The 25,335-nt window shown below is 55.6% G+C and carries 24 protein-coding genes; 20 read left to right on the top strand and 4 right to left on the bottom strand.

Translation table 11 applies throughout. The annotated features are described in order from the left end of the window. Positions 1-27 precede the first annotated feature (27 nt). The 6 genes from hfq to NP603_RS10735 all read left to right on the top strand — a co-directional run bounded on the left by hfq (position 28) and on the right by NP603_RS10735 (position 6,335). Positions 28-270, top strand: coding sequence for an RNA chaperone Hfq (hfq, locus tag NP603_RS10710; protein ID WP_054758645.1), 243 nt, complete (start codon positions 28-30; stop codon positions 268-270). An 11-nt stretch (positions 271-281) separates the two neighbouring features. Continuing rightward, on the top strand, positions 282-1,547 hold the full coding sequence (gene hflX, locus NP603_RS10715) for a ribosome rescue GTPase HflX (protein WP_256610876.1): 1,266 nt from the start codon (positions 282-284) through the stop codon (positions 1,545-1,547). 166 nt (positions 1,548-1,713) lie between these two features. Further along, the gene (gene hflK, locus NP603_RS10720) at positions 1,714-2,907 is read left to right on the top strand and encodes an FtsH protease activity modulator HflK (protein WP_256610877.1); all 1,194 of its coding nucleotides are present in this window, start codon (positions 1,714-1,716) and stop codon (positions 2,905-2,907) included. A 1-nt stretch (position 2,908) separates the two neighbouring features. Continuing rightward, on the top strand, positions 2,909-3,763 hold the full coding sequence (gene hflC, locus NP603_RS10725; protein ID WP_256610878.1) for a protease modulator HflC: 855 nt from the start codon (positions 2,909-2,911) through the stop codon (positions 3,761-3,763). A 73-nt stretch (positions 3,764-3,836) separates the two neighbouring features. Further along, the gene (locus tag NP603_RS10730; RefSeq protein ID WP_256610879.1) at positions 3,837-5,027 is read left to right on the top strand and encodes an ATP phosphoribosyltransferase regulatory subunit; all 1,191 of its coding nucleotides are present in this window, start codon (positions 3,837-3,839) and stop codon (positions 5,025-5,027) included. Positions 5,028-5,039: 12 nt separating this feature from the next. Continuing rightward, a complete protein-coding gene (locus tag NP603_RS10735) occupies positions 5,040-6,335 on the top strand; it encodes an adenylosuccinate synthase (RefSeq protein WP_256610880.1) in 1,296 nt (431 codons plus the stop codon). Between the two features lie 109 nt (positions 6,336-6,444). On the opposite strand, the gene NP603_RS10740 is transcribed toward NP603_RS10735, so the two are convergent. Next, the gene (locus tag NP603_RS10740; protein ID WP_256610881.1) at positions 6,445-7,290 is read right to left on the bottom strand and encodes a sulfurtransferase; all 846 of its coding nucleotides are present in this window, start codon (positions 7,288-7,290) and stop codon (positions 6,445-6,447) included. Positions 7,291-7,292: 2 nt separating this feature from the next. Next, positions 7,293-8,270, bottom strand: coding sequence for an NAD(P)H-quinone oxidoreductase (locus NP603_RS10745; RefSeq protein WP_256610882.1), 978 nt, complete (start codon positions 8,268-8,270; stop codon positions 7,293-7,295). Between the two features lie 78 nt (positions 8,271-8,348). Between NP603_RS10745 and argC the strand changes: the two genes are divergently transcribed. Next, positions 8,349-9,380 carry an N-acetyl-gamma-glutamyl-phosphate reductase gene (gene argC, locus NP603_RS10750; protein ID WP_256610883.1) on the top strand — a complete coding sequence of 344 codons (1,032 nt, stop codon included), beginning with the start codon at positions 8,349-8,351 and terminating at the stop codon, positions 9,378-9,380. 82 nt (positions 9,381-9,462) lie between these two features. Here argC and xdp1 read toward each other — a convergent pair whose 3' ends face one another. Both xdp1 and prsT read right to left on the bottom strand, forming a co-directional pair. After that, the gene (gene xdp1 / locus NP603_RS10755) at positions 9,463-10,209 is read right to left on the bottom strand and encodes an exosortase-dependent surface protein XDP1 (RefSeq protein WP_256610884.1); all 747 of its coding nucleotides are present in this window, start codon (positions 10,207-10,209) and stop codon (positions 9,463-9,465) included. Between the two features lie 220 nt (positions 10,210-10,429). Continuing rightward, a complete protein-coding gene (gene prsT, locus NP603_RS10760) occupies positions 10,430-13,243 on the bottom strand; it encodes an XrtA/PEP-CTERM system TPR-repeat protein PrsT (RefSeq protein ID WP_256610885.1) in 2,814 nt (937 codons plus the stop codon). Between the two features lie 258 nt (positions 13,244-13,501). Here prsT and NP603_RS10765 point away from each other — a divergent pair, with 258 nt between their 5' ends. The 13 genes from NP603_RS10765 to rplI all read left to right on the top strand — a co-directional run bounded on the left by NP603_RS10765 (position 13,502) and on the right by rplI (position 25,330). Continuing rightward, a complete protein-coding gene (locus NP603_RS10765) occupies positions 13,502-14,704 on the top strand; it encodes a sensor histidine kinase (protein ID WP_256610886.1) in 1,203 nt (400 codons plus the stop codon). Next, a complete protein-coding gene (locus NP603_RS10770; protein WP_256610887.1) occupies positions 14,691-16,073 on the top strand; it encodes a sigma-54-dependent transcriptional regulator in 1,383 nt (460 codons plus the stop codon). The genes NP603_RS10765 and NP603_RS10770 overlap by 14 nt, the downstream gene beginning before the upstream one ends. Before the next feature lie 57 nt (positions 16,074-16,130). After that, positions 16,131-16,442, top strand: coding sequence for a flagellar hook-basal body complex protein FliE (fliE, locus tag NP603_RS10775; protein ID WP_256610888.1), 312 nt, complete (start codon positions 16,131-16,133; stop codon positions 16,440-16,442). 18 nt (positions 16,443-16,460) lie between these two features. Then, complete coding sequence (fliF, locus tag NP603_RS10780) at positions 16,461-18,203, top strand: flagellar basal-body MS-ring/collar protein FliF (RefSeq protein WP_256610889.1); 1,743 nt, start codon at positions 16,461-16,463, stop codon at positions 18,201-18,203. Further along, positions 18,196-19,203, top strand: a complete 1,008-nt coding sequence (gene fliG / locus NP603_RS10785; RefSeq protein WP_256610890.1) for a flagellar motor switch protein FliG — start codon at positions 18,196-18,198, stop codon at positions 19,201-19,203. Before fliF ends, fliG begins: the two co-directional genes overlap by 8 nt. Continuing rightward, positions 19,190-19,897: a flagellar assembly protein FliH gene (locus NP603_RS10790; protein ID WP_256610891.1), complete on the top strand. Its 708-nt coding sequence runs from the start codon at positions 19,190-19,192 to the stop codon at positions 19,895-19,897. The genes fliG and NP603_RS10790 overlap by 14 nt, the downstream gene beginning before the upstream one ends. Then, positions 19,894-21,240 (top strand): flagellar protein export ATPase FliI, encoded by a 1,347-nt coding sequence (gene fliI / locus NP603_RS10795; protein WP_256610892.1) that lies wholly within the window; start codon positions 19,894-19,896, stop codon positions 21,238-21,240. The genes NP603_RS10790 and fliI overlap by 4 nt, the downstream gene beginning before the upstream one ends. Beyond that, on the top strand, positions 21,240-21,692 hold the full coding sequence (gene fliJ, locus NP603_RS10800; protein WP_256610893.1) for a flagellar export protein FliJ: 453 nt from the start codon (positions 21,240-21,242) through the stop codon (positions 21,690-21,692). Before fliI ends, fliJ begins: the two co-directional genes overlap by 1 nt. A gap of 27 nt (positions 21,693-21,719) precedes the next feature. Beyond that, on the top strand, positions 21,720-23,078 hold the full coding sequence (locus tag NP603_RS10805) for a flagellar hook-length control protein FliK (protein WP_256610894.1): 1,359 nt from the start codon (positions 21,720-21,722) through the stop codon (positions 23,076-23,078). A gap of 147 nt (positions 23,079-23,225) precedes the next feature. Continuing rightward, a complete protein-coding gene (gene rpsF / locus NP603_RS10810; protein WP_256610895.1) occupies positions 23,226-23,645 on the top strand; it encodes a 30S ribosomal protein S6 in 420 nt (139 codons plus the stop codon). 24 nt (positions 23,646-23,669) lie between these two features. Next, the gene (rpsR, locus tag NP603_RS10815) at positions 23,670-23,900 is read left to right on the top strand and encodes a 30S ribosomal protein S18 (protein WP_054758676.1); all 231 of its coding nucleotides are present in this window, start codon (positions 23,670-23,672) and stop codon (positions 23,898-23,900) included. Positions 23,901-23,973: 73 nt separating this feature from the next. Further along, positions 23,974-24,837, top strand: coding sequence for a DUF2232 domain-containing protein (locus NP603_RS10820; RefSeq protein WP_256610896.1), 864 nt, complete (start codon positions 23,974-23,976; stop codon positions 24,835-24,837). Positions 24,838-24,883: 46 nt separating this feature from the next. After that, positions 24,884-25,330: a 50S ribosomal protein L9 gene (gene rplI, locus NP603_RS10825; protein ID WP_256610897.1), complete on the top strand. Its 447-nt coding sequence runs from the start codon at positions 24,884-24,886 to the stop codon at positions 25,328-25,330. Positions 25,331-25,335 lie beyond the last annotated feature (5 nt).

Here is a 25,335-nt window from a genome sequence, read left to right on the forward strand (position 1 = left end):
CACCGAACAATAATAAGGAGAAATAGGATGTCGAAAGCACAAAACTTGCAGGACAATTTTTTGAACGCCCTGAGAAAAGAGCATACCCCAGTGTCGATTTTCTTGGTGAACGGCATCAAGCTGCAAGGTCGCGTCGATTCTTTCGATCAGTACGTCGTGATGCTGAAGAATACCGTCAATCAAATGGTATACAAACACGCCATTTCCACCATCGTTCCCGGCAAAAACGTCAATATGCACCGCGATGCCGAACCCAGCGACGAGAGCTAAGAGGTCTTTTTTTGTTTGAACGTCCCGATGCGGGCGAACGGGCGATACTCGTTCACCTGAATTTGCAAGTCGGACAAGAAGATCTCGACGAGCTGAAAGAACTCACCAAATCCGCCGGTGCCCAACCGATTCATGTGGTCACCGGCAGCCGCCACCGGCCGGATCCCAAATATTTCGTCGGCATCGGCAAGCTCGACGAAATCAAGGTCGCCGTAGCCGAACTCCAGGCCGACATTATCATCGTCAACCATCCTTTGTCGCCCAGCCAGGAGCGCAATCTGGAAAAGGCGTTGGAAGTGCGGGTGGTCGACCGTAACGGCTTGATTCTGGATATTTTTGCTCAGCGCGCGCAGACCTTCGAAGGCAAGTTGCAAGTCGAATTGGCGCAGTTGAAGCATCTTTCGACTCGATTGATTCGCGGTTGGACCCACCTGGAGCGGCAAAAGGGCGGTATCGGTTTGCGCGGTCCCGGCGAAACCCAGTTGGAAACCGACCGGCGTTTGCTGGCGGTAAGAATCAAGCAAATCCAACAGCGGCTGGAAAAAGTCGAAAAACAGCGCCATCAAAGCCGCAGTAAGCGGAAAAAGGCGGAAATTCCCACCGCGTCGTTGGTTGGCTATACCAACGCCGGCAAATCGACCTTGTTCAACACATTGACCGGAGCCGGGATTTATGCGGCCGATCAGTTGTTTGCCACTTTGGATCCGACTTTGCGCCAACTGCCGCTGGCGAACGGCGGTGAGATTATCCTGGCCGATACGGTAGGTTTCATTCGTCATTTACCGCACGAATTGGTTGCGGCGTTCCGTTCCACGTTGCAGGAGGCGGCCGAGGCCGATCTGTTGCTGCACGTGATCGATGCGGCGGCGGAAGACCGCGACGACACTATCTTGCAGGTGAATCAGGTGTTGGAGGAGATAGGTGCCGGCAAAATTTCGCAGTTGAAAGTGTTCAATAAGATCGATTTACTCGACGATATCGAGCCGCATATCGATTACGATGCCGACGGCCGGCCGGTTGCCGTCTGGATATCGGCGCAGAGCGGAGCCGGTTGCGATTTGCTGCAACAGGCGTTAAGCGAGCTGTTTGCCAGCAGCAAAGTTATCCGAAAATGTTATTTGCCTGCCGGGCAGGCAGGACAGAAAGCCAAGCTGTTTGCTTTTGTCAGAATAATAAGCGATGTCACTGACGATCACGGCGATTGCGAGTTGACAATTGAAATCGATAAAAAGCATTTGGGCCTGTTGAAACATATCCGGGTCGAAGCGGTGGTCTGATCCTAAAACCGTTTCGATACCTAGTTATTTTCTCGGTTAATGGTAATTTGAGATAGAATGGCGCGCTTTCGGAAGCGGCGCGCCGTTTCCGAAACATAATTCCGGCTTTTCGCTACGCGGCGAGTCGAATTTAGAGTTTGCAAATCCAATTATTGGAGCGTTTGGTATGTCTTGGAATGAGCCCGGCGGTGATAAAAAAGACCCGTGGAGTGGTCGCAACGAAAAGGATAATCCTCCCGATCTGGACGAAGTAATCCGGTCCCTGCAGGACAAACTGGGCGGTATTTTCGGTGGCGGCAAACGCGGCGATAGCTCTAATGGCCCGTCGATGCAAAGTATCGGCTTTTTGGCGGCTGGTGCGTTGGCGCTGTGGGGCTTGAGTGGGTTTTACACCGTAGACGAGGGTACCCGCGGTATCGTTACCCGTTTCGGCGCTTACGTCGCTACCACTCAGCCCGGTCTGAATTGGCATATTCCGGCGCCGATCGAGCAAGTGCAAGTCATTAACGTCGAACAGCAGCGTTTTATCGAGGTCGGTTACCGTTCCGGCGGCGGACAAGCGATGGGCTCGGTCCCCAAAGAAGCGATGATGTTGACCAGAGACGAAAATATCGTCGACGTCCGTCTGGCCGTTCAATACCAGGTCAAGGACGCGAAGGATTACGCCTTTAACGTGCTGGACCCTGCGTCCACGCTGAAACAAGTTACGGAGAGCGTTGAGCGCGGCGTGATCGGTCGCAGCGACATGGACTTCGTGCTGACCGAAGGTCGCAGCGAAATCGTTGCCGCAATCAAAACCGAAATTCAGTCGGTGATGGATGCCTACAAAACCGGCATATTGATCACCAGCGTGAATTTGCAGGATGCCCAGCCACCGGAACAGGTGCAGGGTTCGTTCGAGGATGCGATCAAAGCTCGTGAAGACAAACAACGCTTGATCAACGAAGCGGAAGCCTACTCCAACGATGTGGTTCCGAAGGCACGTGGTGCTGCGTCGCGTATCGTGCAGGAGTCCGAAGCTTATAAAGAAAAAGTGATTGCGCAGGCGAACGGCGACGTCAGCCGCTTCTCGCAACTGCTTACAGAGTACAAAAAGGCGCCCGCGGTTACCAAGCAACGTATGTACATTGAAGCAATGGAACAAGTGCTTGGTAAATCGAATAATGTGTTGGTGGATGTTAAATCCGGCGGCAGCATCATGTATCTGCCGTTGGAAAAGCTGGTGAATAAGGTTGCTGATGACGCTGCGCCGGCACCGACACCGGTCCACGAACCGGTGGCCGCACCCGCGCCTCAAGTTAAAGAGACTAGAAACGATATTCGTGCATCCAGCCGCGAACGCGATGTGAGGGGACGCTAACATGGGAAACAAGATATTAGTCGCCGTTGGCGCGTTGGCGGTCGTATTGTCGATGTCGGTATTTACCGTCGGCGAAACCGAAAGAGTGATCAAATTCCAGTTGGGCGAAATTGTCGGTACCGACTTCCAGCCCGGCATGCACCTGAAGATTCCGTTCATCAACAACGTTAAAAAGTTCGATGCCCGCATTCTGACCATGGATGCGACCCCGGAGCGGTTCCTGACCGCCGAGAAGAAAAACGTTATCGTCGACTCCTTCGTCAAATGGCGCATCGGCGATGTCAAAACCTTTTACACTACGGTAGGCGGTGATGTCGGACAGGCCAACATCCGTCTGGATCAGATCATCAAAGACGCCGCACGGAGCGAGTTCAGCAAACGCGAAATCAGACAACTGGTTTCCACCGACCGTAGCGCGATTCGCGATTCGCTGATCACCAACGTATCGCCGCATGCATCTCGATTGGGTATCAACATCGTCGACGTTCAGGTCAAGCGCATCGATCTGCCGAACGAGGTCAGCACCTCGGTTTACCAGCGGATGGAAGCGGAGCGTGCGAGAGTTGCACGTGAGTTTCGCTCCCAAGGTTCCGAGGCTGCGGAGCGGATTCGTGCCGATGCCGACAAACAACGCGAAATCATATTGGCCAACGCTTATCGCGATTCCGAAGTACTGCGCGGCGAGGGCGATGCCAGGGCTGCGGATATTTTTGCTAAGGCCTACGGCGAAGACAGCGATTTTTTCGCCTTTTACCGCAGTTTGATCGCCTACAAAGAAGCCCTCGGCAAATCCGGCAATATCATGGTGTTGGAGCCGAATTCGGATTTCTTCAAATTTTTCAAAAGTCAGAAATAAACCATCAATCTAACGCTGCATGATCAGACGCCCCGCTCTGCGGGGCGTTTGCTGTGATTGGGATAGACAAAAAATGCAAAGAAAAGACAAGTGGCTGTTACCCGAAGGCATCGGCGAGGTACTGCCGGAGCAAGCCGCGCATCTGGAAAATCTGCGGCGAAAGCTGCTCGATACTTTTGCCTGTTGGGGTTATCAGTTGGTGATTCCGCCCTTCGTGGATTTCCTGGATTCTCTGCTGACCGGTTCTGGCCACGATCTGGATCTACAGACTTTTAAACTGACCGATCAGCTCAGCGGCGAAATGCTGGGTGTACGTGCCGATATGACGCCGCAGGTTGCCCGTATCGATGCCCACCATTTGCAGCACGACGGTCCGACCCGCTTGTGCTATGCCGGCACCGTGCTGCACGCCGTAGGCGATCCGTTGGAAAAAAGTCGCAGCCCTATGCAAATCGGCGCAGAACTATACGGTCATGCCGGATTGGAAAGCGATTACGAAGTGATCCGGTTGATGCTGGAAATGCTGGCGATCAGTGGCCTACAAAACGTACATCTGGATTTGGGTCATGTCGCTATCTATCGGGCGCTGGCCGAGCAAGCCGGTTTGAACCAGCAGCAGGAGTCCGAATTGTTCGACGTATTGCAGCGCAAGGCCAGGACCGAACTGGTGGAGTTGTTGGCCGGATTTGCCCTCGACGAACGCTACCAGTCCATTTTCAATGCGTTGCCTAAGTTGAACGGCGGCAGAGAAGTATTGGACAAGGCCGACGGTTTGTTGGCCGGCTTGCCCTGTGGCGGCATTATTGGCGATGCGTTGGCCGACTTGCGCGGTATCGCCGATAAACTGCGGCGCGATTTTCCCAGCTTGAGCGTCAGTTTCGATTTGGCTGAATTACGCGGTTACCATTACCACACCGGTATGGTGTTTGCCGCCTTCGTCCCGGCGTTGGGTAAGGAGATCGCCCGCGGCGGCCGCTACGACAACATCGGGGCGAGGTTCGGCCGGGCTCGCGCCGCTACCGGGTTTAGTGCCGATTTGAAGGTGTTGGCCGCTATGTTCCAGGACATCGGTAACGCCAGACAAATCGTTTATGCGCCGTTCGGCGAGGATGCCGATCTGCTGCAGGCCATCAGAGATTTACGCGCCCAGGGCGAGGTCGTCATTCAGCAATTGCCGGGGCAAGCAGATGCGGCCGCTCAACTGGGCTGCAACGCAGTTTTACAAAATCAGAATCAACGCTGGGTCGTTAATCCATTAGTTTAAGGTTGGAAAAGTATGGGAAAGAATGTAGTTGTTATCGGCACGCAATGGGGCGATGAAGGTAAGGGCAAACTGGTCGATCTTTTAACCGAGCAGGCTGCGGCCGTCGTGCGCTTCCAGGGCGGCCATAACGCCGGCCACACCTTGGTGATTAACGGCGAAAAAACGGTATTGCACCTGATTCCGTCCGGCGTACTGCGCGAGGGCGTGCAATGCATGATCGGCAACGGCGTAGTGCTTTGCCCGGAAGCGCTGATCAAGGAAATCGAGATTCTGGAAAAATCGGGCGTACCGGTCAGGAACCGGTTACAGGTCAGCGAAGCCTGCGCATTGATTTTGCCGGTCCACGTTGCGATCGACCAAGCGCGGGAGAAGGCGCGCGGTAGCAAGGCAATCGGCACGACCGGCCGCGGTATCGGTCCGGCCTATGAAGACAAAGTGGCCCGTCGCGGTTTGCGTGCCGGCGACTTGCGCAATCGGGACGAGTTTGCGGCCCGGCTAAAGGAGTTGGTCGAGTATCATAATTTCATGCTGGTCAATTACTACCAGGCCGAACCGGTCAACTACGCAGAAATTCTGGCTAACACCTTGCGTTTGGGCGAAATCATCGAACCGATGTTGACAGATGTCGGCGAGGCGCTGTATAGCCACCAGAAACAGGGGAACAACGTTTTGTTCGAAGGTGCGCAAGGGGCGTTGTTGGATATAGACCATGGCACTTATCCGTACGTAACCTCTTCCAATACCACCGCGGGTGGCGCGGCGACCGGCAGCGGCGTTGGGCCGTTAGCGTTGGATTACGTTCTGGGCATTACCAAAGCCTATTCGACTCGGGTCGGCAACGGCCCGTTTCCGACCGAATTGATGGACAGTTATGGCGAACATTTGGGGGTCAAGGGTCACGAATTCGGCGCCACCACCGGGCGTAAACGCCGCTGCGGTTGGTTCGATGCGGTCTCGATGCGCAAATCCGCGCAATTGAACAGTTTGGCCGGCATCTGCCTGACCAAGCTGGACGTGCTGGATGGCCTGGATAAAATCGGCATTTGTACCGCCTATAAAATTGACGGCCAAATCACTGAAACGGCGCCGTTGGGCGCCGACCAATACGCCGTTTGCGAGGCGGTGATCGAGGAAATGCCGGGGTGGAGCGGTAGCACCGCCGGCATTACCGATTTCGCGCAATTACCGGAAAACGCCAAGGCTTACATTGCCCGGATCGAACAATTGGTCGGCGTCAAAGTCACGATATTGTCCACCGGTCCCGATCGCAACGAAACCATCGTCCTGGAAAATCCGTTCGCGGCTTGACCCTGGCGGATACGACTCTGATCCGAAAGTCGCCGGCTGTGCTTCTGCGAAGCTACGCCGGCGCATTTTTCAATACGAACCAACGCGTTAGCGTTGGCCCAGCCACTGTTTAACGGCTGGCAACTCCCCGATTCCGGTTACGGATCCATTCGCTCCAGGAGCCGGCGTACAATTTCGATCCGCCGAGCCCGGCGATTTCCATCGCCAGCAAATTATGGCAGGCGGTGACGCCGGAGCCGCACATATGCACCACTCGCTCTGCCGGAAAAGGCGAAGTCAAATCGGTAAATTGTTGGCGTAATTGGTCAGTGGCCAGAAACAGGCCGTTTCGATCCAGGTTGGATTGCAACGGCCGGTTCACCGCTCCCGGCACGTGGCCGGCCACCGGGTCGATCGGTTCGGACTTGCCGAGGAAGCGCTCCGGGGTTCTGGCGTCGACCAAGATTATGCTGCGGCTCGCCAGGCCCGTTTCAACCTGGCTTGCGCTAAGCCATTGTCGGTTATCGAGATAGGCGCGGAAGGCGCTGGCGCCAATTTTCGGCAGCGCTGTCGTCGTTGGCAGGCCCTGTTTGCGCCACTGGCCGTAGCCGCCGTCGAGCACTGCGACCTGAGTATGGCCCATGCTGCGTAGCAGCCACCACATGCGGCCGGCGAACGCACCGCCGGCATCGTCGTAGACTACGACTTGGCTGCGGTTGTTAACTCCCCATTTGCCCAGTTTTTCGGCGAGCGAATCGAAGTTCGGTAGCGGGTGGCGGCCGGTGTACGGTTGCACCGGGGACGACAAGTCTTGATTCAAGTCGGCGTAGACTGCACCGGGAATATGGCCCGACCGGTAGGATTCAAAGCCGGCGGCGCTATCGGCCAGCGAGAAACGGCAATCGAATATCCGCCAATTCGGATTGTCGAGATTGGCCGCCAAAGTGGCGGCGGAAACCAGCGTGGTGTAAGTCATGCTCATAGCTCCAAAACGATTTTTCCGATGTGTTGGCTGCTTTCCATCAGCCGGTGGGCGCGGTCGGCCTCGGCTAGCGGAAAGACTGAATCTATCACGGGTTTGACTTGGCCGGATTCCAGCAATGGCCAGACCTTATCGCGCAATTGCCGGGCAATGTTGGCTTTGAACTCGTCGCTACGGGAGCGCAAGGTCGAACCGGCCAGCGTCAGGCGTTTCATCAACAGCGCGGCCATATTGATTTCAGCCTTGCCGCCATGCTGAATCCCGATTTGCATGAGGCGACCGTCAATCGCCAAGCTCTTTAAATTGCGCGGCAAATAATCGCCACCCACCATATCCAGAATCACGTCGACGCCTTTGCCGCCGGTGAAGTCCAGCACGGCTTCGACGAAATCCTGTTGCCGGTAATTCACGGCAAGGTCGGCGGCCAATTGCAGGCAGCGCCGGCATTTTTCGTCGCTGCCGGCCGTCGTGACGACGCGGCTACCGAAGGCTTTTGCCAACTGGATTGCCGTGGTACCGATGCCGCTGGTGCCGCCATGCACCAACAGGGATTCGCCGGCTTGCAATCCGGCCCGGTCGAAAACGTTGCTCCAAACCGTGAAGAAAGTCTCCGGCAGTGCGGCGGCCTCGATGAAGCTGAATCCGCGCGGTATCGGCAGGCAGCAGCAGGCACTGGCCAGGCAATATTCGGCATAACCGCCGCCGGTGACCAGAGCGCAGACCGGATCGCCGACACTAAACTCCGTTACCGCGCTGCCGATTTCGAGGACGGTGCCGGCGACTTCCAGGCCGAGGATGGGCGAAGCGTCCGGCGGCGGCGGATATAGCCCCTGACGCTGCACGATGTCCGGCCGGTTGATGCCAGCGGCTTTGACATGGATCAGAATTTGATTGTCGCGATGGGACGGTTGCGGACAGTCCTTGACGACGAGTTGTTTGGTATCGGCGTTACTTTGAATCTGAACGGCGAGCATGATGTTAAGGTTTGCTGGACGAGTGTCGTATTATATGCGGCCCAATTTAGCAGAAGTATAGTTTCCACGAGAGAATCCATGATACGAGCAGGTATTGTCGGCGGCACGGGATACACCGGCGTCGAGTTATTGAGAATTTTGGTGTTGCATCCGCAGGTTGATGTCAGCGTCGTCACCTCCCGCGCCGATGCCGGATCACGTGTGGATAAGTTGTATCCCAGCTTGCGAGGGTATTGCGATTTGCAATTCAGTCCGCCGGAGCTGGAGTATTTGCAGGACTGCGACGTGGTGTTCTTCGCGACGCCAAACGGCACGGCCATGTTGATGGCGGAAGCGTTGCTGGAGCATGGCATCAAAGTCATTGACCTGTCCGCCGATTTCCGCATTAAAGACCCGGCCGAATGGGAGAAATGGTACGGCATGCAACACGCCAGCCCGGAATTGATCGATGAGGCCGTGTATGGTTTGCCGGAGGTGAATCGGGAGCAGATCAAGCAGGCGCGCTTGATAGCCTGTCCCGGCTGTTACCCGACTGCCGTGCAATTGGGTTTTTTACCTTTGCTGGAAGCCAGTGTTGTGGATGCGAACGGGTTGGTAGCGGATGTCAAATCCGGCGTCAGCGGTGCCGGGCGTAAGGCGGAAATATCGTCGTTAATGAGCGAAGCCGGCGAAAGTTTCAAAGCCTACGCGGTTGCCGGCCATCGCCATTTGCCGGAAATTAGGCAAGGATTGGCGCGTGTCGCGGGCAACGCGGTGGGATTGACCTTCGTACCGCATTTGACGCCGATGATCCGCGGGATTCACGCCACGCTTTATGCGCGTTTGCATGGTCGCGCTGCCGATTTACAGGCGCTATTCGAAGAACGTTATCGGGAAGAACGCTTCGTCGACGTGTTACCCGCCGGTAGTCATGCCGACACCCGCAACGTCCGCGGCAGCAACCGATGCCAGATTGCAGTACATCAACCGCAGGGCGGCGATACAGTGGTAGTTTTATCGGTGATCGACAATCTGGTGAAGGGCGCTTCGGGGCAGGCCGTGCAGAACATGAATTTGATGTTCGGTTTGGCTGAGGCGGCAGGCCTTGAAACGGTTGCGCTTTATCCTTGAGCTTTAGATAAGTTCGAGCAAAAAAAACGCCTGCCGGTTTTTAAACCTGCAGGCGGTTTCAATCGACCCTTAGTTTTCTGAATTAAGCAGCTAAAGCCTGATTTTTGCGATTCAATCTCCAGCCTAACATGCCGCCAGCTAGCAGCAAAAGGCTGGTCGGTTCTGGAACACTGGTGCCAGGCGTTGTGCCAGGAGCGCCACTGGTGAGAGACAGCAACTTAAAGTAGTCGTTGCCGTTGTCAACCTGAGTGGTTTCACCTTTACCTGAACCCCAGCTACTGCTGTATGCGCTAATTAACCAATAACTCGAAGACAAATGGTCTGGGTTGATGTCTTCTTCTGTGCCTTTGACGGTATTGTAACTGCCCACGAATTCCCATCCACGAGAGAGAAGTTGGGAGATCGATTCGCCGCTGATGTTGCTGGTAGAAGGCAAGGCTCCTGTCGAATCCACTGTACCGATATACCTCAAGACCGAGATATCAGAGTCGTAGGCGATGGTTGATGGCCAGCCTATTGACAACTTGTCCAAAATAGTACTTTCATCGAATCGGAACAGAATGGCCTCAAGGTTGCCATTATTATCCGTTGCGTGTTGAGGTTCTGCTGTGCTTTCAGAAGAGAAGCCCTTGACGCCGATCCCGCCGCTGTAAGCAGTCCATGATGTTGCGGTGGAGAATGTGGTATTGCCTGAATTAATCGAGAAGGCTTGAATGCTTTTGATGCCGCTGGGTACGGTAGTGCCGGTACCGTTAAAGCTCCAAGTCGTGGCACTAGCCGCGAGCGGCGCCAGCAACAGCGCAGTAATAGCCAAATATTTCCGGGTCATAGAGTCCTCGCATTTTTAATTCATTTTCCGTCATTGTCTTTGCCGGTCTGAAAATAACTATTGTACTATCGGACAAACGACAAAATGCTCTTAATCAGGAGATTACAAGCATTTATTAGGCCATGATTATTTTGCTTTTAAAAACAGACGATTATCTGTCCTGTTTTGTCGATTGGCTACAGTGCTGTAAAAAAATACGACAGGTATTGTGTATTCTTTTTTAGCGCAGCTTTTCCAATAGCGCCTTGGCTTGTTCCATGCCGTTGAATGCCCGATTGGTTTTCAACGCTTGTTCGAGTTCTTGCCTGGCTTCGTCGTTACGTTGCAGCTTGGTCAACGCTACCGCGATATGGTAGCGAATTTCCGGGTCCTGCGACTGCAGCGAATGGGCGTTACGCAAGTAGTGCAGGCCTTGTTCAATTTGGCCGGAGTTAACCAGAATCCAGCCCAGCGTATCGTTGGTTGCCGCCTGGTCGGGAGCCAATTTATGGGCTTGTTCGGCCAGTGATAGCGCTTTATTGTTGCCGAGATTCAAATAGACGTAAGCGAGATTATTCAAGAATTGCGGTTCGTTAGGGAATTGCTTGAGCAATAGGTCGTAATATTTTTCAGCCTCTTTGAAGTTGCCGATTTGCAATAACTCGTTCGCGAACGCCGCCATCGGGGCGTAGTCTTTGGGGTGTTTTTTCACCCATTGTTCAAGCAAAGCGAATGCCTTATCCGATTGGTTGGTTTTATGCAGGCTATCGAAAAGCTGCATCAGCGACGTAGTATCCGGCTCCAGTTCGAAAGCCGCCTGGTAGTGGCTGTTGGCCAAACTGAAGTTTTGGTCATGCAGCGCAATGTCTCCCAGTAATTGGTGCGGAAAAGCCCGTTTTGGATAGCGTTTCAGCAGGCTCTCGGCGCGACTGGCGGCAAATACCGGCTTCCCGTGGTTGAGTTCCATTTCGACCAGCGCAATTTGCGAAGGAATATGGCCTTCGTCGACCAATACGGCTTTCTTCAAGGTTTTGATGGCTTCGTAATAGTCGCCGGCGTCGATTTGGTAACGGGCCGCTTTATAGAGCTGTTTGACGTTGAAGCGGGCCAGGTCTGCCATCCGGACGAACACGCCCAAGGCTTTTTCGCGGTTATTATTGGCCAAGTAGCTGCGCGCCAAGGCATCGACCACCTGCAGGTTGTTCTTGTCGACGGCTTCAGCCGCTTGCGCGGCGGCACTGGCTTCAGTCGTCCGGCCCATCTGTAAATTCAAATCAACCGAGGCCAGCAGCACGAGTAACGATTTCGAGTCGAGTTTTTTCGCCCGCTCCAGCAAATCGTTGGCAGCGTCGAGGCGCCCGGCGCTTTGCTCCACTTTGGCCAGTTCCACCAAAATGTCCAGATTGGCCGGCTCTTTTTGATGTAAGGCTTGTAGACGTTGTCGAGCTTGGTCGAATTTACGCTCGCCAACATCGAGTTTGCTTAAGTTGATTTGCGCGGCGAGAAAATTCGGGTCCGATTCGATCGCCTTTTCGAAGCTTTGCCGGGCTTGTTTGTATTGGCCGTTGCTGACCTGGGCCGCGCCCAGCAAATTAAGAAGTGTTAAATTTTTCGACGCTTTCTTGTGCAGCGCCTGGGCGATTTGTAACGCGCTTTCCGAGTCGCCTTGGCTCATCTTCAACGCTACCAGCGGAATACCGGCTTGTAACGAGTCGGGGTTCTTTTTGTATGCTGTTTCCAAGTCTTGCGTTGCAGCTTGCTCCTGTCCCATGGCCAGTCTGTTAAGGCCTATTTCGGTTTGTATGGTGTCGTCTCCCCCGCTCAAGGCAGCCGCCTTGCCGAACATTATGTTTGCCATGTCGTGTTTGCCGGCCTGCATAAATGCATTTCCCAATAAGTAGGCCAGACGTTGGTCTTGCGGGTTGCGCATTTGGATAGGGCGAAGCAAATCGATCGCTTGTTCCGGTTCGTTTTTTTTCAGCAGAATGGTCGCCAGCAATTTATAAGGGCCGGATTGTTCCGGAAATTGCTTCGTGTAAAGCCGAAGATATTCGGCGGCTAGGTCGTAACGCTGCAGGCTAAAGTTCACCAGGCCGGACAGCATCAAGGTCGAGCTGTGCGCCGACAAATATTCCGGTTTGATCGAGGAAATGGTATCGGCAGCGATCACCAGTTCTTTGGCTGCCGCTTCTTTTTCGCCGTTGCGTTCCAGCAAAACTGAATGCAAGTAGGCAGCCTTGGGTTCGAACGGGTAGGCCTTTCGCACATATTCCAAATCCTGCTTGGCTTTATCGTCCTGTTTTAAATCCATCAACAAGCCGGCGCGCGCCAAACGGGTGTCGACATGGTCCGGATTCAGCCCGATCGCCTTGTCGTAAAATTTGAGTGCTTCCTCCAGCTCCATGCTGGCGTGTTTGATAGAGCCTTTGGCGAACCAGGCGCCGTGGTCGTCCGGCTGGATCTGCATGGCTCTATCCGCGGCTAGCTCGGCGCCTTTCAGGTCTCCGCGCTTCAACAACGCGTTGGCGCGGCCTACGACTGCGGCGACGTGGCTGGGATCGATTTGCGCCGCACTGTCGAATTCGTTCAAGGCTTCGCTGATTTGGTTGAGCTGAAGATAAGCGTTTCCGCGGTAGACATGCAAACTTGGCCGCAACTCATTGCTAAACCTGACCGGATCGATTTCTTTGAGCAAGTCGTTGTAGCGGATTTCATAAGTGTAAAGTTTGGCCTGATTTTCTACGATCAGCGAAGGGTCGACGCCCATTTGCTTGGCCAGATTCAGTTGTACTTCCGCTTCGGAAAGCGATTTTTTCTGCAAGTAGATGTCGCCGAGTAACACGTGCGCGGCGACGTAACGTTCGTTCTGCTGCAACGCGTTTTTCAACTCGATGATGGCTTCGTCGTTGTTCTGTTCCCGATAGGCCTGCAACGCCCGCTCGTAATATTGTCCGGCCAGCACGTCATCCGCGAAAGCGCTGTGTTCGGGTGCAAGACCGGCAACCATTAACCAGGTGCCGAGTGTGATACGCCGGGGTAATTTGGATATGCGCATTGGGGGAACCGTTTTCGTGCAAGAAGTCGGCATAGGATAGCCGCAAAGCGGAATTGTCTCCAGTCGCGTGACATCCGCCGTTGTTCGGCTAGTAGTGGTCAGATGCATTTCGAGGAATAGTCCATATTGGGTTTGAGTTCTATTGAAATGGCCCCCGTCAAATTCTTGGCTCTCGTTTTTAATGCATTGTTTTAAAAGGTATTGTTTATCTGGTCTGCTTTTTGCTTTCGGCGGATAAAGTCATTTGGTGAATTATCAATGAACACTTTATCGTTTCAGCAACAGCAAAAAGCCGAGCGTTTGACCGACGCCTTTCGCTTGTTCAACGAGCTTTCCGCGAATCTGACCCATTCTTACCAAGGCCTGGAAGAGCAAATCGCCAAGTTGAACCGTGAGTTGGCCGCCGCCCGCGACGAACGTCTGCGGACTTTGGTTGAGAAAGAAAAGCTGGCCAGTCGCTTGCAGCAAATTTTGGCGGCGTTGCCGGCCGCGGTGGTGATATTGAATGCGCATGGCGTGGTGGTCGATTGCAACAACCACGCGCTCGATTTTCTCGGCGAACCATTGCTCGGCCAACTCTGGTCCGAAGTGGTAAGCAGAAGTTTGCAGCCGGTATTCGAATCGCCGCACGAACGGCAATTGCGCGACGGCCGTAAAGTCAATATTACCCACAATGTACTGGGCAACCACGCCGAGCAAGTCATTCTGCTGTCCGATGTCAGCGAAATCCGATCTCTGCAGGAGACGCTGGTGCAACAGAAGCAGCTCAGCGCGATGGGCGAAATGGTGGCAGGCCTGGCGCACCAGGTCCGCACGCCGTTGGCGACCGCCATTCTGTACGCCTCGCAAATGAACCGGTCCGGTATCGCCGACGAAAAGCGCCGGCAGTTTTCCGCAAAAATTCTGGAGCGCCTGCATTACCTGGAGCGGCAGGTCAATGACATGCTGATCTTCGCCAAACAGGGGCGGATGGCGATGCATGGTTTTTCATTGGACAAGCTGATGTCACATTTGCGCGAAGCAAAGGATGGGTTTGCCGGCGAATTGGATATCGATAACTCGGTCGGGGATAGGTTGTTGCTGGGCAATCAGGACGCCTTGCGCGGCGCGCTACTGAACTTGATCAACAATGCGGCGGAAGCCGGAGCCAAAAAAATCAGGGTGCGGGCGGGGGCCGGCGTTGGCGGCATCGACATCAGCGTCGCCGATGACGGCCCCGGGATTGCTGCCGAACAGTGCGCCAAATTATTCGAGCCCTTTTTTACTACCAAATCCAATGGTACCGGCCTGGGTTTGGCGGTAGTCGATAGCGTTGCCCGCGCCCACGGCGGAACGGTCAGTTGCCGCTCCGCGCCGGGAGCCGGAGCCTGCTTTACCTTGACGCTGCCCTGCAGCAACCAAAACGCGTTGAGCCTGTCGGCTGGCGCCGCAGCTACGGAGAACAGCCATGAAGCAGTATGATGTATTGATCGTTGAGGACGACGCGGCGCTGTGCGAAGCCTTATGCGACACCTTGGAACTCGAAGGCTACCGGGTAGCCGCCGCCAAAAACGGTACCGAAGCGCTGAGCCAATTGGCAAAGCATGCGGTACGCCTGGTGGTCAGCGACGTGCAAATGCCGGTGATGGACGGCTTTCGGTTGTTGCGCAACATGCAGCAAAAATTCGCCGATACCCCGGTGTTGTTGATGACCGCTTACGGCACGATCCCCAAGGCGGTCGAAGCGATGCAGGCCGGCGCGGCCGATTATTTGATCAAGCCGTTCGAAGCGACGGCTTTGGTCGACAAGGTGGCGGCGTTGATCGCACCTTTGCCGCAGACTGCCGTAGAGCGCGTGGTCGCCGACGATGCGATGAAAAAGCTGTACGCGCTGGCCGGCAAGGTGGCAAAAACCAACGTGACGATGCTGCTGGAAGGCGAAAGCGGGGTCGGTAAGGAAATTTTGGCGCGCTACATCCATAAGAACTCGCATTACCACGCCGGACCGTTCGAGGCGATCAACTGCGCGGCCATTCCGGAGAATATGCTGGAAGCCATGTTGTTCGGCTATGAGAAGGGCGCATTCACCGGGGCCATTCAATCCGCGCCGGGTAAATTCGAGTCGGCCCAGGGCGGCACGTTGCTGTTGGACGAAATATCGGAAATGGATATTTCGCTGCAGGCCAAATTGTTGCGGGTATTGCAGGAAAAGGAGGTCGAGCGCTTGGGCAGCCAACGCAAGATCGCTTTGAACGTCAGAATTTTGGCGACCACCAACCGTAAGTTGAAAGAGTATGTCCGGGAGGGCCGGTTTCGCGAAGACCTGTATTTCCGTCTCAGCGTATTTCCGTTGAGGATACCGGCTTTGCGCGAGCGCCCGGCCGATATCGTGCCGATGGCCCAGCAACTGCTGCAAAAACATACTGCGCCCGGGCGGCCGCTATGCCGCTTCGACGACGCGGCGTTGGACAAATTGCGCTGTTACGCTTGGCCGGGCAACGTGCGTGAGCTGGAAAACGTGGTGCAGCGCGCCTTGATCCTGCAAAACAACGGCGTCATCGGTGCCGACGAGCTGATTTTGGACGACGAGGCCGCGATTTTGCCGGTCCAGTCTGCCGCCGGGCAAACAATTGCCGTAGAATCCTGGCCATACGATACATCGATCGACATCAACGAAGCCGGCAGTTTGGGCGAGGGCGTGCGCTCCGCCGAAGAAAAAATTATTTTGCAGATGCTCCGCGACGCCAGCGGCAGCCGTAAAGCCACGGCGGCCAAGCTCGGTATCAGTCCCCGTACCTTGCGCTATAAAATTGCGCGGATGAAGGAAGCGGGGGTGGCCGTGCCTGGTTAGGAGTATTGGCCTGGAAAATGCTTGCTCACCGGCAGGCAATATCAACGAGTCAATATCATGTCAGATATCAATGTCAACCAAGTCCTGGCCCAGATGCGGGCCATGTCCATCGAAGCCGGCGGCAAAGCGCAGCCGGCCGATACCGGCGGCGATTTCGCCGCGATGCTGAAACAGTCCATCGATTCGGTCAACCAAACGCAGCAGACCGCCAACAATTTGGCAAAGTCTTTCGAAATGGGCCAGAGCGACGTCAGCTTGGCCGAGGTCATGATTGCGTCGCAAAAAGCCAGCGTCTCGTTTCAAGCCATGTTGCAAGTGCGTAACAAGCTGGTCGATGCGTACAAAGATGTGATGGGCATGTCTATTTAAGCGTAACGGAAGCCGGCCATGAGCGAGTTGGACAGAAACCTACCGATGGATTCGCGGCCGCAAGCGACGGCCGAGACCGGTAAAATGCAACAGGCGCTGACCAGCCTGAGCAAGTTGCCGGTGTCGCGCCAGGTCGGTCTGATGCTGGGATTGGCGCTGAGCGTGGCCATCGGCGTCGCTGTCGTGCTGTGGTCGCAGGCACCGGCTTACGATTTGTTGTTCGCCAGTGTGGCCGAAAAGGATTCTGCCGAGATTCTCGATAGTCTGACCAAATTGGGCGTGGACTACAAAGTCGAGACCGGTTCCGGCGCGATCATGGTGCCGGCCGATAAGGTCAGGGAATTGAAACTGAAGCTCGCCGCGCAAGGCCTGCCGCGCAGCGCCAGTCTGGGCTACGAGTTGCTGGATAAGGAAAACGGATTCGGCACCAGCAAGAGTGTCGAACAAATGCGCTTTCAGCGCGCCTTGGAAGGCGAAATCGCACTAACCATTCAAACCATTCAAAACGTCAAGGCCGCCAAAGTCCTGCTGGCGATCCCGGTGCAATCGGTGTTCGTTCGCGAACGGAAAAAACCCAGCGCATCGGTGGTAGTCGAACTTTACCAGGGGCGCACGCTGGAAAAAGAGCAAATCGAATCGATCATCCATTTGGTCGCGTCCAGCGTGCCGCTGATGGAAGCCAGTCAAGTCACCGTGGTCGACCAAAAAGGCCGCCTGCTGAACAGCAAAGAAGCCGGCGAAGACATTTCTCTGTCCAGCAAACAATTCGAGTACAAGAAAAATATCGAAGAACACCTGCGCGAGCGCATCGAGAACATCTTGACGCCACTGGTCGGCGGCGACGGTATGCGGGCGCAAATTTCGGCGGACGTGGATTTTACCGTCACCGAAAAAACCCAGGAGATGTTCAACCCGGATCTGCCGGCGTTGCGTAGCGAACAAACTCAGGAAGAAACCAATTCTTCGTCTAAAGTTCAAGGCGTGCCCGGTGCGTTGTCCAACCAGCCGCCGCCGACCGGTGTGGCGCCGGAAGTGGCCAGCGGCCAGGAAAAATCGGCAGCCGGCGAGAGCGGAGCGGCCAGCAAGTCGGCCACGCGCAATTACGAGCTGGATAAAACCATCACCCATACTCGTTTGGCGACCGGTGCGTTGCGCCGGTTGTCGATCGCGGTCGTGGTCGACGACAAAAAAGTGGTGCAAGCCGACGGCAAGGTCGCGCAACAACCGTATTCTCAGGAAGATTTGAACCAACTCCGGGAGCTGGTCAAGCAGGCGGTGGGGTACGATAACAGCCGCGGCGACCAAGTCACGGTAACCAATGTGGCGTTCAAACTGCCGGATGCGTTGGAAGATCTGCCTTCCGAGCCGATTTGGGATCAACCCTGGTTTGCCAGCGCGATGAAACAATTGGGTGCGGTGCTGGTGGTGTTGCTGCTGATCATGGGCGTACTACGGCCGGCTCTGAAAAGTTTGATCAGCAAGGAAGAGCAATTGCAGGCGCTGGAAGAAGCGCGGGCGATTGCCGAAGCCACCGGCGGCGTGGTGCGTTTCGACGAAGAGGGCCGGCCGGTTGCGGTGCCGGTCGAGGTCGACCAGGAAACCGGCGAAATCCATGCCTTGCCGAGCGCGATGGAAGACCTGTTGTTACTGGAAGCGCCGCAAAGCTACGAGAAACGTCTGGAATATGTACAAAAAATGATCGACGAAGATCCGAAATTGGTCGCGCAGGTCATCAAATCTTGGTTGAAAGACGATGGCTGAGGACGACAAATTTAATAAAGCGCAACGCGCCTCTCTGCTGCTGCTGGCGGTGGGTCAGGATAGGGCGGCGTCGGTATTGCGGCACATGGGGCCCAAGGAAGTGCAACTGGTCGGCTCGACCATGGCGCAGCTCGGCTCGATTACGTCGGGCATGATCGACCAGGTGTTGGAAGAGTTCATAATCGAAATCAAGAACGAAACCGGCCTGGGCCTGGATTCCGACGAATACATCCGCAACATGTTGACCAACGCCCTGGGCGCGGACAAGGCCGGCAGCATCATCGACCGCATCCTGCTCGGCGCCAACAGTAAGGGTATCGAGCAGTTGAAATGGATGGACACCCGCGCCATTGCCGATTTGATCCGGCTGGAGCATCCGCAGATCATTTCCATCATTCTGTCCCTGCTGGATGCCGACCAGGCCGCCGACGTACTGACGCTGCTGCCGGAAAATATGCGCTCCGATATCTTGATGCGGATTGCTACGCTGGAGGGCGTGCAACCGGCGGCATTGCGCGAGTTGGACGACATCATGGAAAAACAATTGACCGGCAGCGAAGGCGTCAAGTCCTCGCAAATCGGCGGCATCGACGCTGCGGCCAACATCCTCAACTTCATCGAAAGCGGTATCAGCGATCCGATGATGCAGGATATCAACGAAATCAACGCCGACCTGGGCCAACGTATCCAGGACAAGATGTTCGTATTCGGCGATCTGATCAATGTCGACGACCGCGGTATTCAGACCTTGTTGCGCGAGGTCTCCACCGATCAATTGTTGCTGGCTTTGCGCGGTGTCGACGCCGCGTTGCGCGACAAAGTGTTCGCCAATATGTCGCGCCGGGCCGCGGAAATGCTGCGCGACGATCTGGAAGCAGCTCCGCCGGCAAGGCTCAGTGAAGTCGAAGCTGCGCAGAAAGACATTCTGGCGATCGCCAAACGCTTGGCGGATGCCGGCGAATTGAGCTTGGGCGGTGGCGGCGGCGATGAGTTCGTCTAAACCCACCAAATTTTCCGCAGACGAATTGCAGGCCTTGAATCCCTGGACCGGGCTGCAGGATTTCAAGGCCCCGCCGCATTCGGAGCCGGTGGAATTGGAGCAGGCGACCGAAGTTTTGACGGTCGAACAGATCGAAGAAATTCAAAAGCAGGCCTACGAAGAAGCCTTCGAGCAGGGGCGGCAGCAAGGTTTTGCCGAGGGCAGGGCGGAAGGCCTGGAAGTCGGCCGCAAACAAGGTTACGAGGAAAGTCTGCATCTATTGCAAAAACAGGCTGCCGAATTGGCCGGAATGTTGGATGCTTTAAGCGAGCCGTTCAAAAAACTCGACGACGCGGTCGAGCAGGAGCTGGTGAAATTGGCGATTGCGATCGCCAGTCAGTTGATTCGCCGCGAGTTAAAGTCGGAACCCGGCGAAATCGTCGCGGTTGTTAGAGAAGCCATCAAAGTGTTGCCGTTGGCGGCGCAGAAAGTCACCGTGAATTTGCACCCCGAGGATGCGGCTCTGGTCCGTAGCGCACTGAAACTCGACGAGAGTATGCCGCCCTGGCGATTGCAGGAAGATCCGCTGCTGAGCCGGGGCGGTTGCATCGTCGAAACCGAAGTTTCCCGCGTGGATGCGAGTGTCGAAAGCAGGCTGGCGGCTGTCATCGCCAATTTACTTGGCGGAGACCGGCGCGAGGACGCCGAAAAATGATCCCGAATGCGGATCGCTCCGAACTATGGTTGGCCCGCTTACGGCCTTACCGGCAGCGGTTGCACGAGCCGCTGGAAATGGTAGTCGAGGGCAAATTGTCGCGCATGGTCGGTTTGACTCTGGAGGCCGAGGGTTGTCGGGCCGCGATCGGCTCGTTATGCCAAGTCATCACTAAGTCCGGCAAAACCATGACCGCCGAAGTGGTCGGTTTCAGCGGCGCCCACCTCTACTTGATGCCGACCGGCGACACCCATGGCCTCGAACCCGGCTGCCGAGTGATTCCGATGGGAAAAAATAGTCTGGCCCGGGTCGGGTTCGGCCTGCTGGGCAGGGTGCTGGACGGTTCCGGCAATCCGTTGGATAACAAAGGTCCATTGGATACCGATGCCAAAATCTCCTTGGCCGGCACTCCGATCAACCCATTGACTCGAAAACCGATCCGCGAGGCTTTGGACGTCGGTGTCAGAGCTATCAACGCCGTGCTCAGCGTCGGTCGCGGTCAGCGCATGGGCCTGTTTGCCGGTACCGGGGTCGGTAAAAGCGTGCTGTTGGGGATGATGACCAAGTTTACCAATGCCGATGTGGTAGTGGTGGGCCTGATCGGCGAGCGCGGTCGCGAGGTAAACGAATTCGTGTTGAAAATTCTGGGCGAAGAAGGGCTGCGCCGGGCCGTGGTGGTGGCGTCGCCAGCCGACGACTCGCCGCTGATGCGAATGCACGGCGCGATGTTGGCGACCAGTATTGCGGAGTATTTTCGCGACCAGGGCCTGGACGTCTTACTATTGATGGATTCCTTGACCCGCTACGCCCAGGCTTATCGGGAGATTGCCTTGGCGATCAACGAGCCGCCGGCCACCAAAGGCTATCCGCCTTCGGTATTCGCCAAACTGCCGCAATTGGTAGAACGGGCCGGTAACGGCGACGAAGGCGGCGGTTCGATTACGGCGTTTTATACCGTGCTGGCCGAAGGCGACGATACCAACGATCCGATTTCCGACGCCGCGCGTGGCGTGCTCGATGGTCACGTCGTGTTGTCGCGTAGCCTGGCGGAGTCCGGCCATTATCCGGCTATCGATATCGAAGCCTCGATCAGCCGGGTTATGCCCGACATTGTCGAGGCCGAACACATGCAGATGGCGCGAGATTTACGTCGGCTGTATTCGATTTACCAACAGAACAAGGACTTAATCAGTGTCGGCGCCTACCGCGCCGGTTCCGACCCACGCATCGATCGCGCGGTAGCGAAGAACCCGGCGATCATGGACTTTCTGCAACAGAGCATGGACGAATCGGTCGATCTCAGCCGCAGCATCAGCGAGCTGGCGCAACTATTGGCAAGTTGATGAAAAAATCGCAACGCTTGAATGTGGTCATCGAATTGCAAGCCCGCCAGGAGCAGGATGCGTTGGCGGCGTTGGGTTTGGCTCAACAAAGGCTGCAGGAGCAACAGGTGCAATTGGATAACTTGTTAAATTACCGGGTGGAGTACTTGAATAATTTCGCCGCGCGTCAGCAAGGCGGAATACCGGTTAGCCAGTTACTCGAATTCAGAGCCTTCTCGGAAAAACTGGACAGTGCGATCGATAGCCAACGGCAGCTGGTGTTGCAATATGAACGCGAGGTGCAGCGAGCCCGCAAGCACTGGGAAGATTCCCGGCAACGGACCAAAAGCTTGCGGAAAGTCAGCGAGTTGGCGCTGGCCGAAGAAATCAAAATCGAACAAAAACGCGAACAGGCCGAGCAGGACGACCGGGCTGCGCGGATGGCAAACGGAAATGGCACGGGAAGTGCTTAGCACAAGAAAACTGTCAGGAGAATAGTCATGAATATACAAAGCTCTAATCCGTTGTCCATGTTGTCCGCATCAGACGCGACGGCCGGTTTGGGCGCCGGCATGCTTGGCGACGGCGCAAATGCCGGTCTGTTCTCCGCGGCATTCCTGGATCAACTGGCGCAGCTACAGCAGAGCTTGGCGGCTAATACGGCGGGAAGTGGCGGCAATTTGGCGAATTTGCAGCAATTGAGCGGGTTGAATGCCGAAAATTTGACCGGCCGCAACCTGCAGGAATTTGCCGCCCTGTTCGGCAATAACGTGCCTGCGGCAACCAAGCTCGATCAAGATATCGATTTGGATGATACGATGGCGGCCTTGGCCGATGTCTTGCAGTATTTGCAGAGCCTGGATGCCGCCCCGGCAGCGGCGCAACTTGCAGCTGCCAATTCCGCCGTATCGACGGAAGATGCTGAAAGCAGGGCCGAAGCCAAAGGTGATGAAGCGGCAGCCACTATTATCGGCTCGCCGCTGCCGAATGCCGCTAGTCCGGCGGAAATGCCGGCGACTCAGCCATCGGTGCCGGACGATGTGCTGAAAAACGCCGATGCACTGGGCCAAGCCTTGGCAGTGGTCAAGAAAAATGCGCCGGACTCGGGCGTGCAGAGCCGGCAGGATGCCACGGCGTTGCCGGCTAAAGGCGAGCCTCCGGCCGCTTCTGCTGCCGCTGCCAATGCTGGTTTCGCGAAGGCCTTTTCCGGCGAAAATCCCGCCGGGCAGGATGCTCAGGGTAACGCCGGTGACCAATCGGCTACCGAGTCCGATGTGGTTGCGCCTAAAAATACTGCGTTTTCAGCCGATCACGGCAAGGCGTTTTCGGCGATGGCAGCCGATATCGCCCAATTGTCGAAGTCGGTCGATTCCGTCGCCGCCAATACCGCGCCCAGCATATCCAGGCATTTGAATCACCCGGAATGGAATGCCGAACTGGGCGAAAAGCTGCTCTGGATGCACAAACAGGATATTCCTTCCGCCGAGATCCGGCTTAACCCCGAGCATATGGGGCCGATTTCGATCAAAATCGACGTCAACCAAGATCAAACCAGCGTGTCGTTCACCACTCAGCATGCCGGCGTCAAAGAAGCCATCGAAGCGGCGTTGCCAAAACTGCGGGAAATGTTGGGCGAACAAAAACTGGACTTGGCGGATGTTAACGTATCCCAGCAGCACTCGGACCAGAAGCAGGGGCGCGAATCCTACCAAATGGCTGGAGACCAACGCCGCGGCGCAAATCAAAATCCTGATTTAACCGATGCCGGGGCAAGCAATTCCTCTGCAACCGATATCCTCGACGAAATCGAAGCCGGCCGTGCTATCGCCAGCAACGGCTTGCTCAGTCTGTTCGCCTAGTCCCCAGGCCGGCCGGCGCTGTAATAAAAATTGCTTTGCAAAAACAACGCCGGTTTCTATAATGCCCAGCTTTTTGGAGTCTTCCGGCTCCGAATCCTTGCTTCACTGCCTGCGGGCGGGAAGCTTTTCAACCCGTAAGGAGAAATCATGCGACATTATGAAATTGTCTTCTTAGTCCATCCTGACCAAAGTGCTCAGGTGCCGGCTATGATCGAACGTTACAAATCCACCGTCGAAGAAGCCTCAGGCAAAATTCACCGACTGGAAGACTGGGGCCGCAGACATCTGGCCTATCCGATCAAAAAAATTCACAAAGCGCATTACGTGCTGATGAATATCGAATGCGACCAAGCCACTCTGGAAGAACTGGAAGCCGGTTTTCGCTTCAACGACGCTATTCTGCGCAGCCTGACCCTGGCGAAAAAAGAAGCCATCACCGGTCCTTCGGTGATTGCAACCAGCGGCAGCGACGGCCAAAAATCCGCTGGCCGAGCCAAAGGTGACGCCGAAGAAGAAGTCGAAGCCGAAACCAGCGACGAAGCTGAAGTAGCTGCCGATTCAGAGTAACCCAAATTAACGTAGAGAATTTTCATGGCACGTAACAATATCAGACGTAAAAAAGGTTGCCGTTTCAGCGGCGAAGACGCGATCGTGATCGACTATAAAGATCTGGATCTGCTCAGCGAATACATCACCGAAACCGGCAAAATCATTCCGAGCCGGATTACCGGTACCAGCGCGAAATACCAAAGACAGTTGACTGCGGCGATCAAACAAGCCCGTTTCCTGGCTTTGCTGCCGTTTTGCGACGCGCATAAGTAATAGAAGCAAAGCCCGGAGGAAGGCAGGCGTGCAATTTCTGGCCGCTTTCATTATGAAGGGGAGGATGCAAGCGATGACCGTTGCATCCAGTTTGGCCTTGCTTTCCCTGTTGTTTCCTCCGATAAGTATCGTAAGTTCGGCCTCGCTAGCGTTGGTCACGCTGCGGCGCGGCGCCGGCGAAGGCATGTACGTGCTGCTGTGTTCCTGCTTGGCGGCCGGGGTGTTGAGCCTGCTGTTGCTAGGCAACTACCAGTATTCGTTGATGTACGGCTTGGCCTTCTGGCTGCCGGTCTGGTTGATTTCGATCGTGCTGCGCGAAGGCAGGCATCTGGTCGTGGCAATTGAAATCGCCGTACTGCTCGGTGTGGCTGCGGTATTCAGCATTTACAGTTTTCAGGAGCATCCGGCGCAATTTTGGCGGCAAATCCTGGAATTCATGATTCAACCGATGCTGAGCGGGCAGACCGACGTTGCTGTGGCACAGATTCACCAATCCGCGGATACGTTGGCGCATTACATGACCGGCGTCGCTGCTGCGGGAAGCGTCTGCGGCTTGTTGCTGGGGCTGTTTTTGGCCAGATGGTGGCAGGCGGCGCTGTATAATCCCGGCGGCTTCAGAAGCGAATTTCTGGCTTTGCGAGCGCATATGCCGTTTACGCTGGTTACGCTGGCGCTGATTGCGGTGGCGTGGTTGAGTCCGGAGAGCATTGCGGAATTTTGCTGGAATGTGTTGCTGGTAGCGTTTGTGCTGTACGTCTTCGTCGGTACTGCGGTGCTGCATTCGGCGTTTGCCACCAGCAAGGGCGGACGGTTCATGGTGCCTTTCCTGTACATTACGCTGATGCTGGTGCCGCATGTGACCGCCGTAGTCATCCTTTGCGGCTTGAGCGATACTTGGCTGGATTTGCGAAACAAATTTAAACCCAATGGAGCGTAAAGCTCCCGATTTTTCGACATACGAGTCGAACCAAGAGGTATAAACGATGGAAGTCATTCTTCTGGAAAAAACCGCCAACCTGGGCAACCTGGGCGACAAAGTCACCATCAAACCGGGTTATGGCAGAAATTACCTGATCCCGCAGGGTAAAGCCGTTCCGGCTACCCCGGCTAAAATCAAGGAGTTCGAAGAACGCCGCGCCGAGCTGGAAAAACAAGCTGCCGAAAAATTGGCCGCTGCCAATGCTCGCGCCGAAGCGCTGAGTAAATTGGCGATTACGATCGCCCACAAAACCGGCGACGAAGGCCGCCTGTTCGGTTCGGTCGGCACTCAGACCATTGCCGACGCGATTACCGCGGCAGGCGTTAACGTCGAGAAACACGAGGTGCGACTGCCGAATGGAGTGATCCGCAATGTCGGCGAATACGACATCGCGATCAATTTGCACTCCGACGTTGTTGCGACGCTGCCGATCAAAGTCGTAGCGGAGTAAGCCTC

This window comes from Methylomonas aurea (assembly GCF_024505045.1).
Classification (GTDB): domain Bacteria; phylum Pseudomonadota; class Gammaproteobacteria; order Methylococcales; family Methylomonadaceae; genus Methylomonas; species Methylomonas aurea.

Coding starts and splice junctions, on each gene's coding strand:
- hfq (WP_054758645.1), top strand. CDS start 28: ATGTCGAAAGCACAAAACTTGCAGGACAATTTTTTGAACGCCCTGAGA.
- hflK (WP_256610877.1), top strand. CDS start 1,714: ATGTCTTGGAATGAGCCCGGCGGTGATAAAAAAGACCCGTGGAGTGGT.
- hflC (WP_256610878.1), top strand. CDS start 2,909: ATGGGAAACAAGATATTAGTCGCCGTTGGCGCGTTGGCGGTCGTATTG.
- NP603_RS10730 (WP_256610879.1), top strand. CDS start 3,837: ATGCAAAGAAAAGACAAGTGGCTGTTACCCGAAGGCATCGGCGAGGTA.
- NP603_RS10735 (WP_256610880.1), top strand. CDS start 5,040: ATGGGAAAGAATGTAGTTGTTATCGGCACGCAATGGGGCGATGAAGGT.
- NP603_RS10740 (WP_256610881.1), bottom strand. CDS start 7,290: ATGACTTACACCACGCTGGTTTCCGCCGCCACTTTGGCGGCCAATCTC.
- NP603_RS10745 (WP_256610882.1), bottom strand. CDS start 8,270: ATGCTCGCCGTTCAGATTCAAAGTAACGCCGATACCAAACAACTCGTC.
- argC (WP_256610883.1), top strand. CDS start 8,349: ATGATACGAGCAGGTATTGTCGGCGGCACGGGATACACCGGCGTCGAG.
- xdp1 (WP_256610884.1), bottom strand. CDS start 10,209: ATGACCCGGAAATATTTGGCTATTACTGCGCTGTTGCTGGCGCCGCTC.
- prsT (WP_256610885.1), bottom strand. CDS start 13,243: ATGCGCATATCCAAATTACCCCGGCGTATCACACTCGGCACCTGGTTA.
- NP603_RS10765 (WP_256610886.1), top strand. CDS start 13,502: ATGAACACTTTATCGTTTCAGCAACAGCAAAAAGCCGAGCGTTTGACC.
- NP603_RS10770 (WP_256610887.1), top strand. CDS start 14,691: ATGAAGCAGTATGATGTATTGATCGTTGAGGACGACGCGGCGCTGTGC.
- fliE (WP_256610888.1), top strand. CDS start 16,131: ATGTCAGATATCAATGTCAACCAAGTCCTGGCCCAGATGCGGGCCATG.
- fliF (WP_256610889.1), top strand. CDS start 16,461: ATGAGCGAGTTGGACAGAAACCTACCGATGGATTCGCGGCCGCAAGCG.
- fliG (WP_256610890.1), top strand. CDS start 18,196: ATGGCTGAGGACGACAAATTTAATAAAGCGCAACGCGCCTCTCTGCTG.
- NP603_RS10790 (WP_256610891.1), top strand. CDS start 19,190: ATGAGTTCGTCTAAACCCACCAAATTTTCCGCAGACGAATTGCAGGCC.
- fliI (WP_256610892.1), top strand. CDS start 19,894: ATGATCCCGAATGCGGATCGCTCCGAACTATGGTTGGCCCGCTTACGG.
- fliJ (WP_256610893.1), top strand. CDS start 21,240: ATGAAAAAATCGCAACGCTTGAATGTGGTCATCGAATTGCAAGCCCGC.
- NP603_RS10805 (WP_256610894.1), top strand. CDS start 21,720: ATGAATATACAAAGCTCTAATCCGTTGTCCATGTTGTCCGCATCAGAC.
- rpsF (WP_256610895.1), top strand. CDS start 23,226: ATGCGACATTATGAAATTGTCTTCTTAGTCCATCCTGACCAAAGTGCT.
- rpsR (WP_054758676.1), top strand. CDS start 23,670: ATGGCACGTAACAATATCAGACGTAAAAAAGGTTGCCGTTTCAGCGGC.
- NP603_RS10820 (WP_256610896.1), top strand. CDS start 23,974: ATGACCGTTGCATCCAGTTTGGCCTTGCTTTCCCTGTTGTTTCCTCCG.
- rplI (WP_256610897.1), top strand. CDS start 24,884: ATGGAAGTCATTCTTCTGGAAAAAACCGCCAACCTGGGCAACCTGGGC.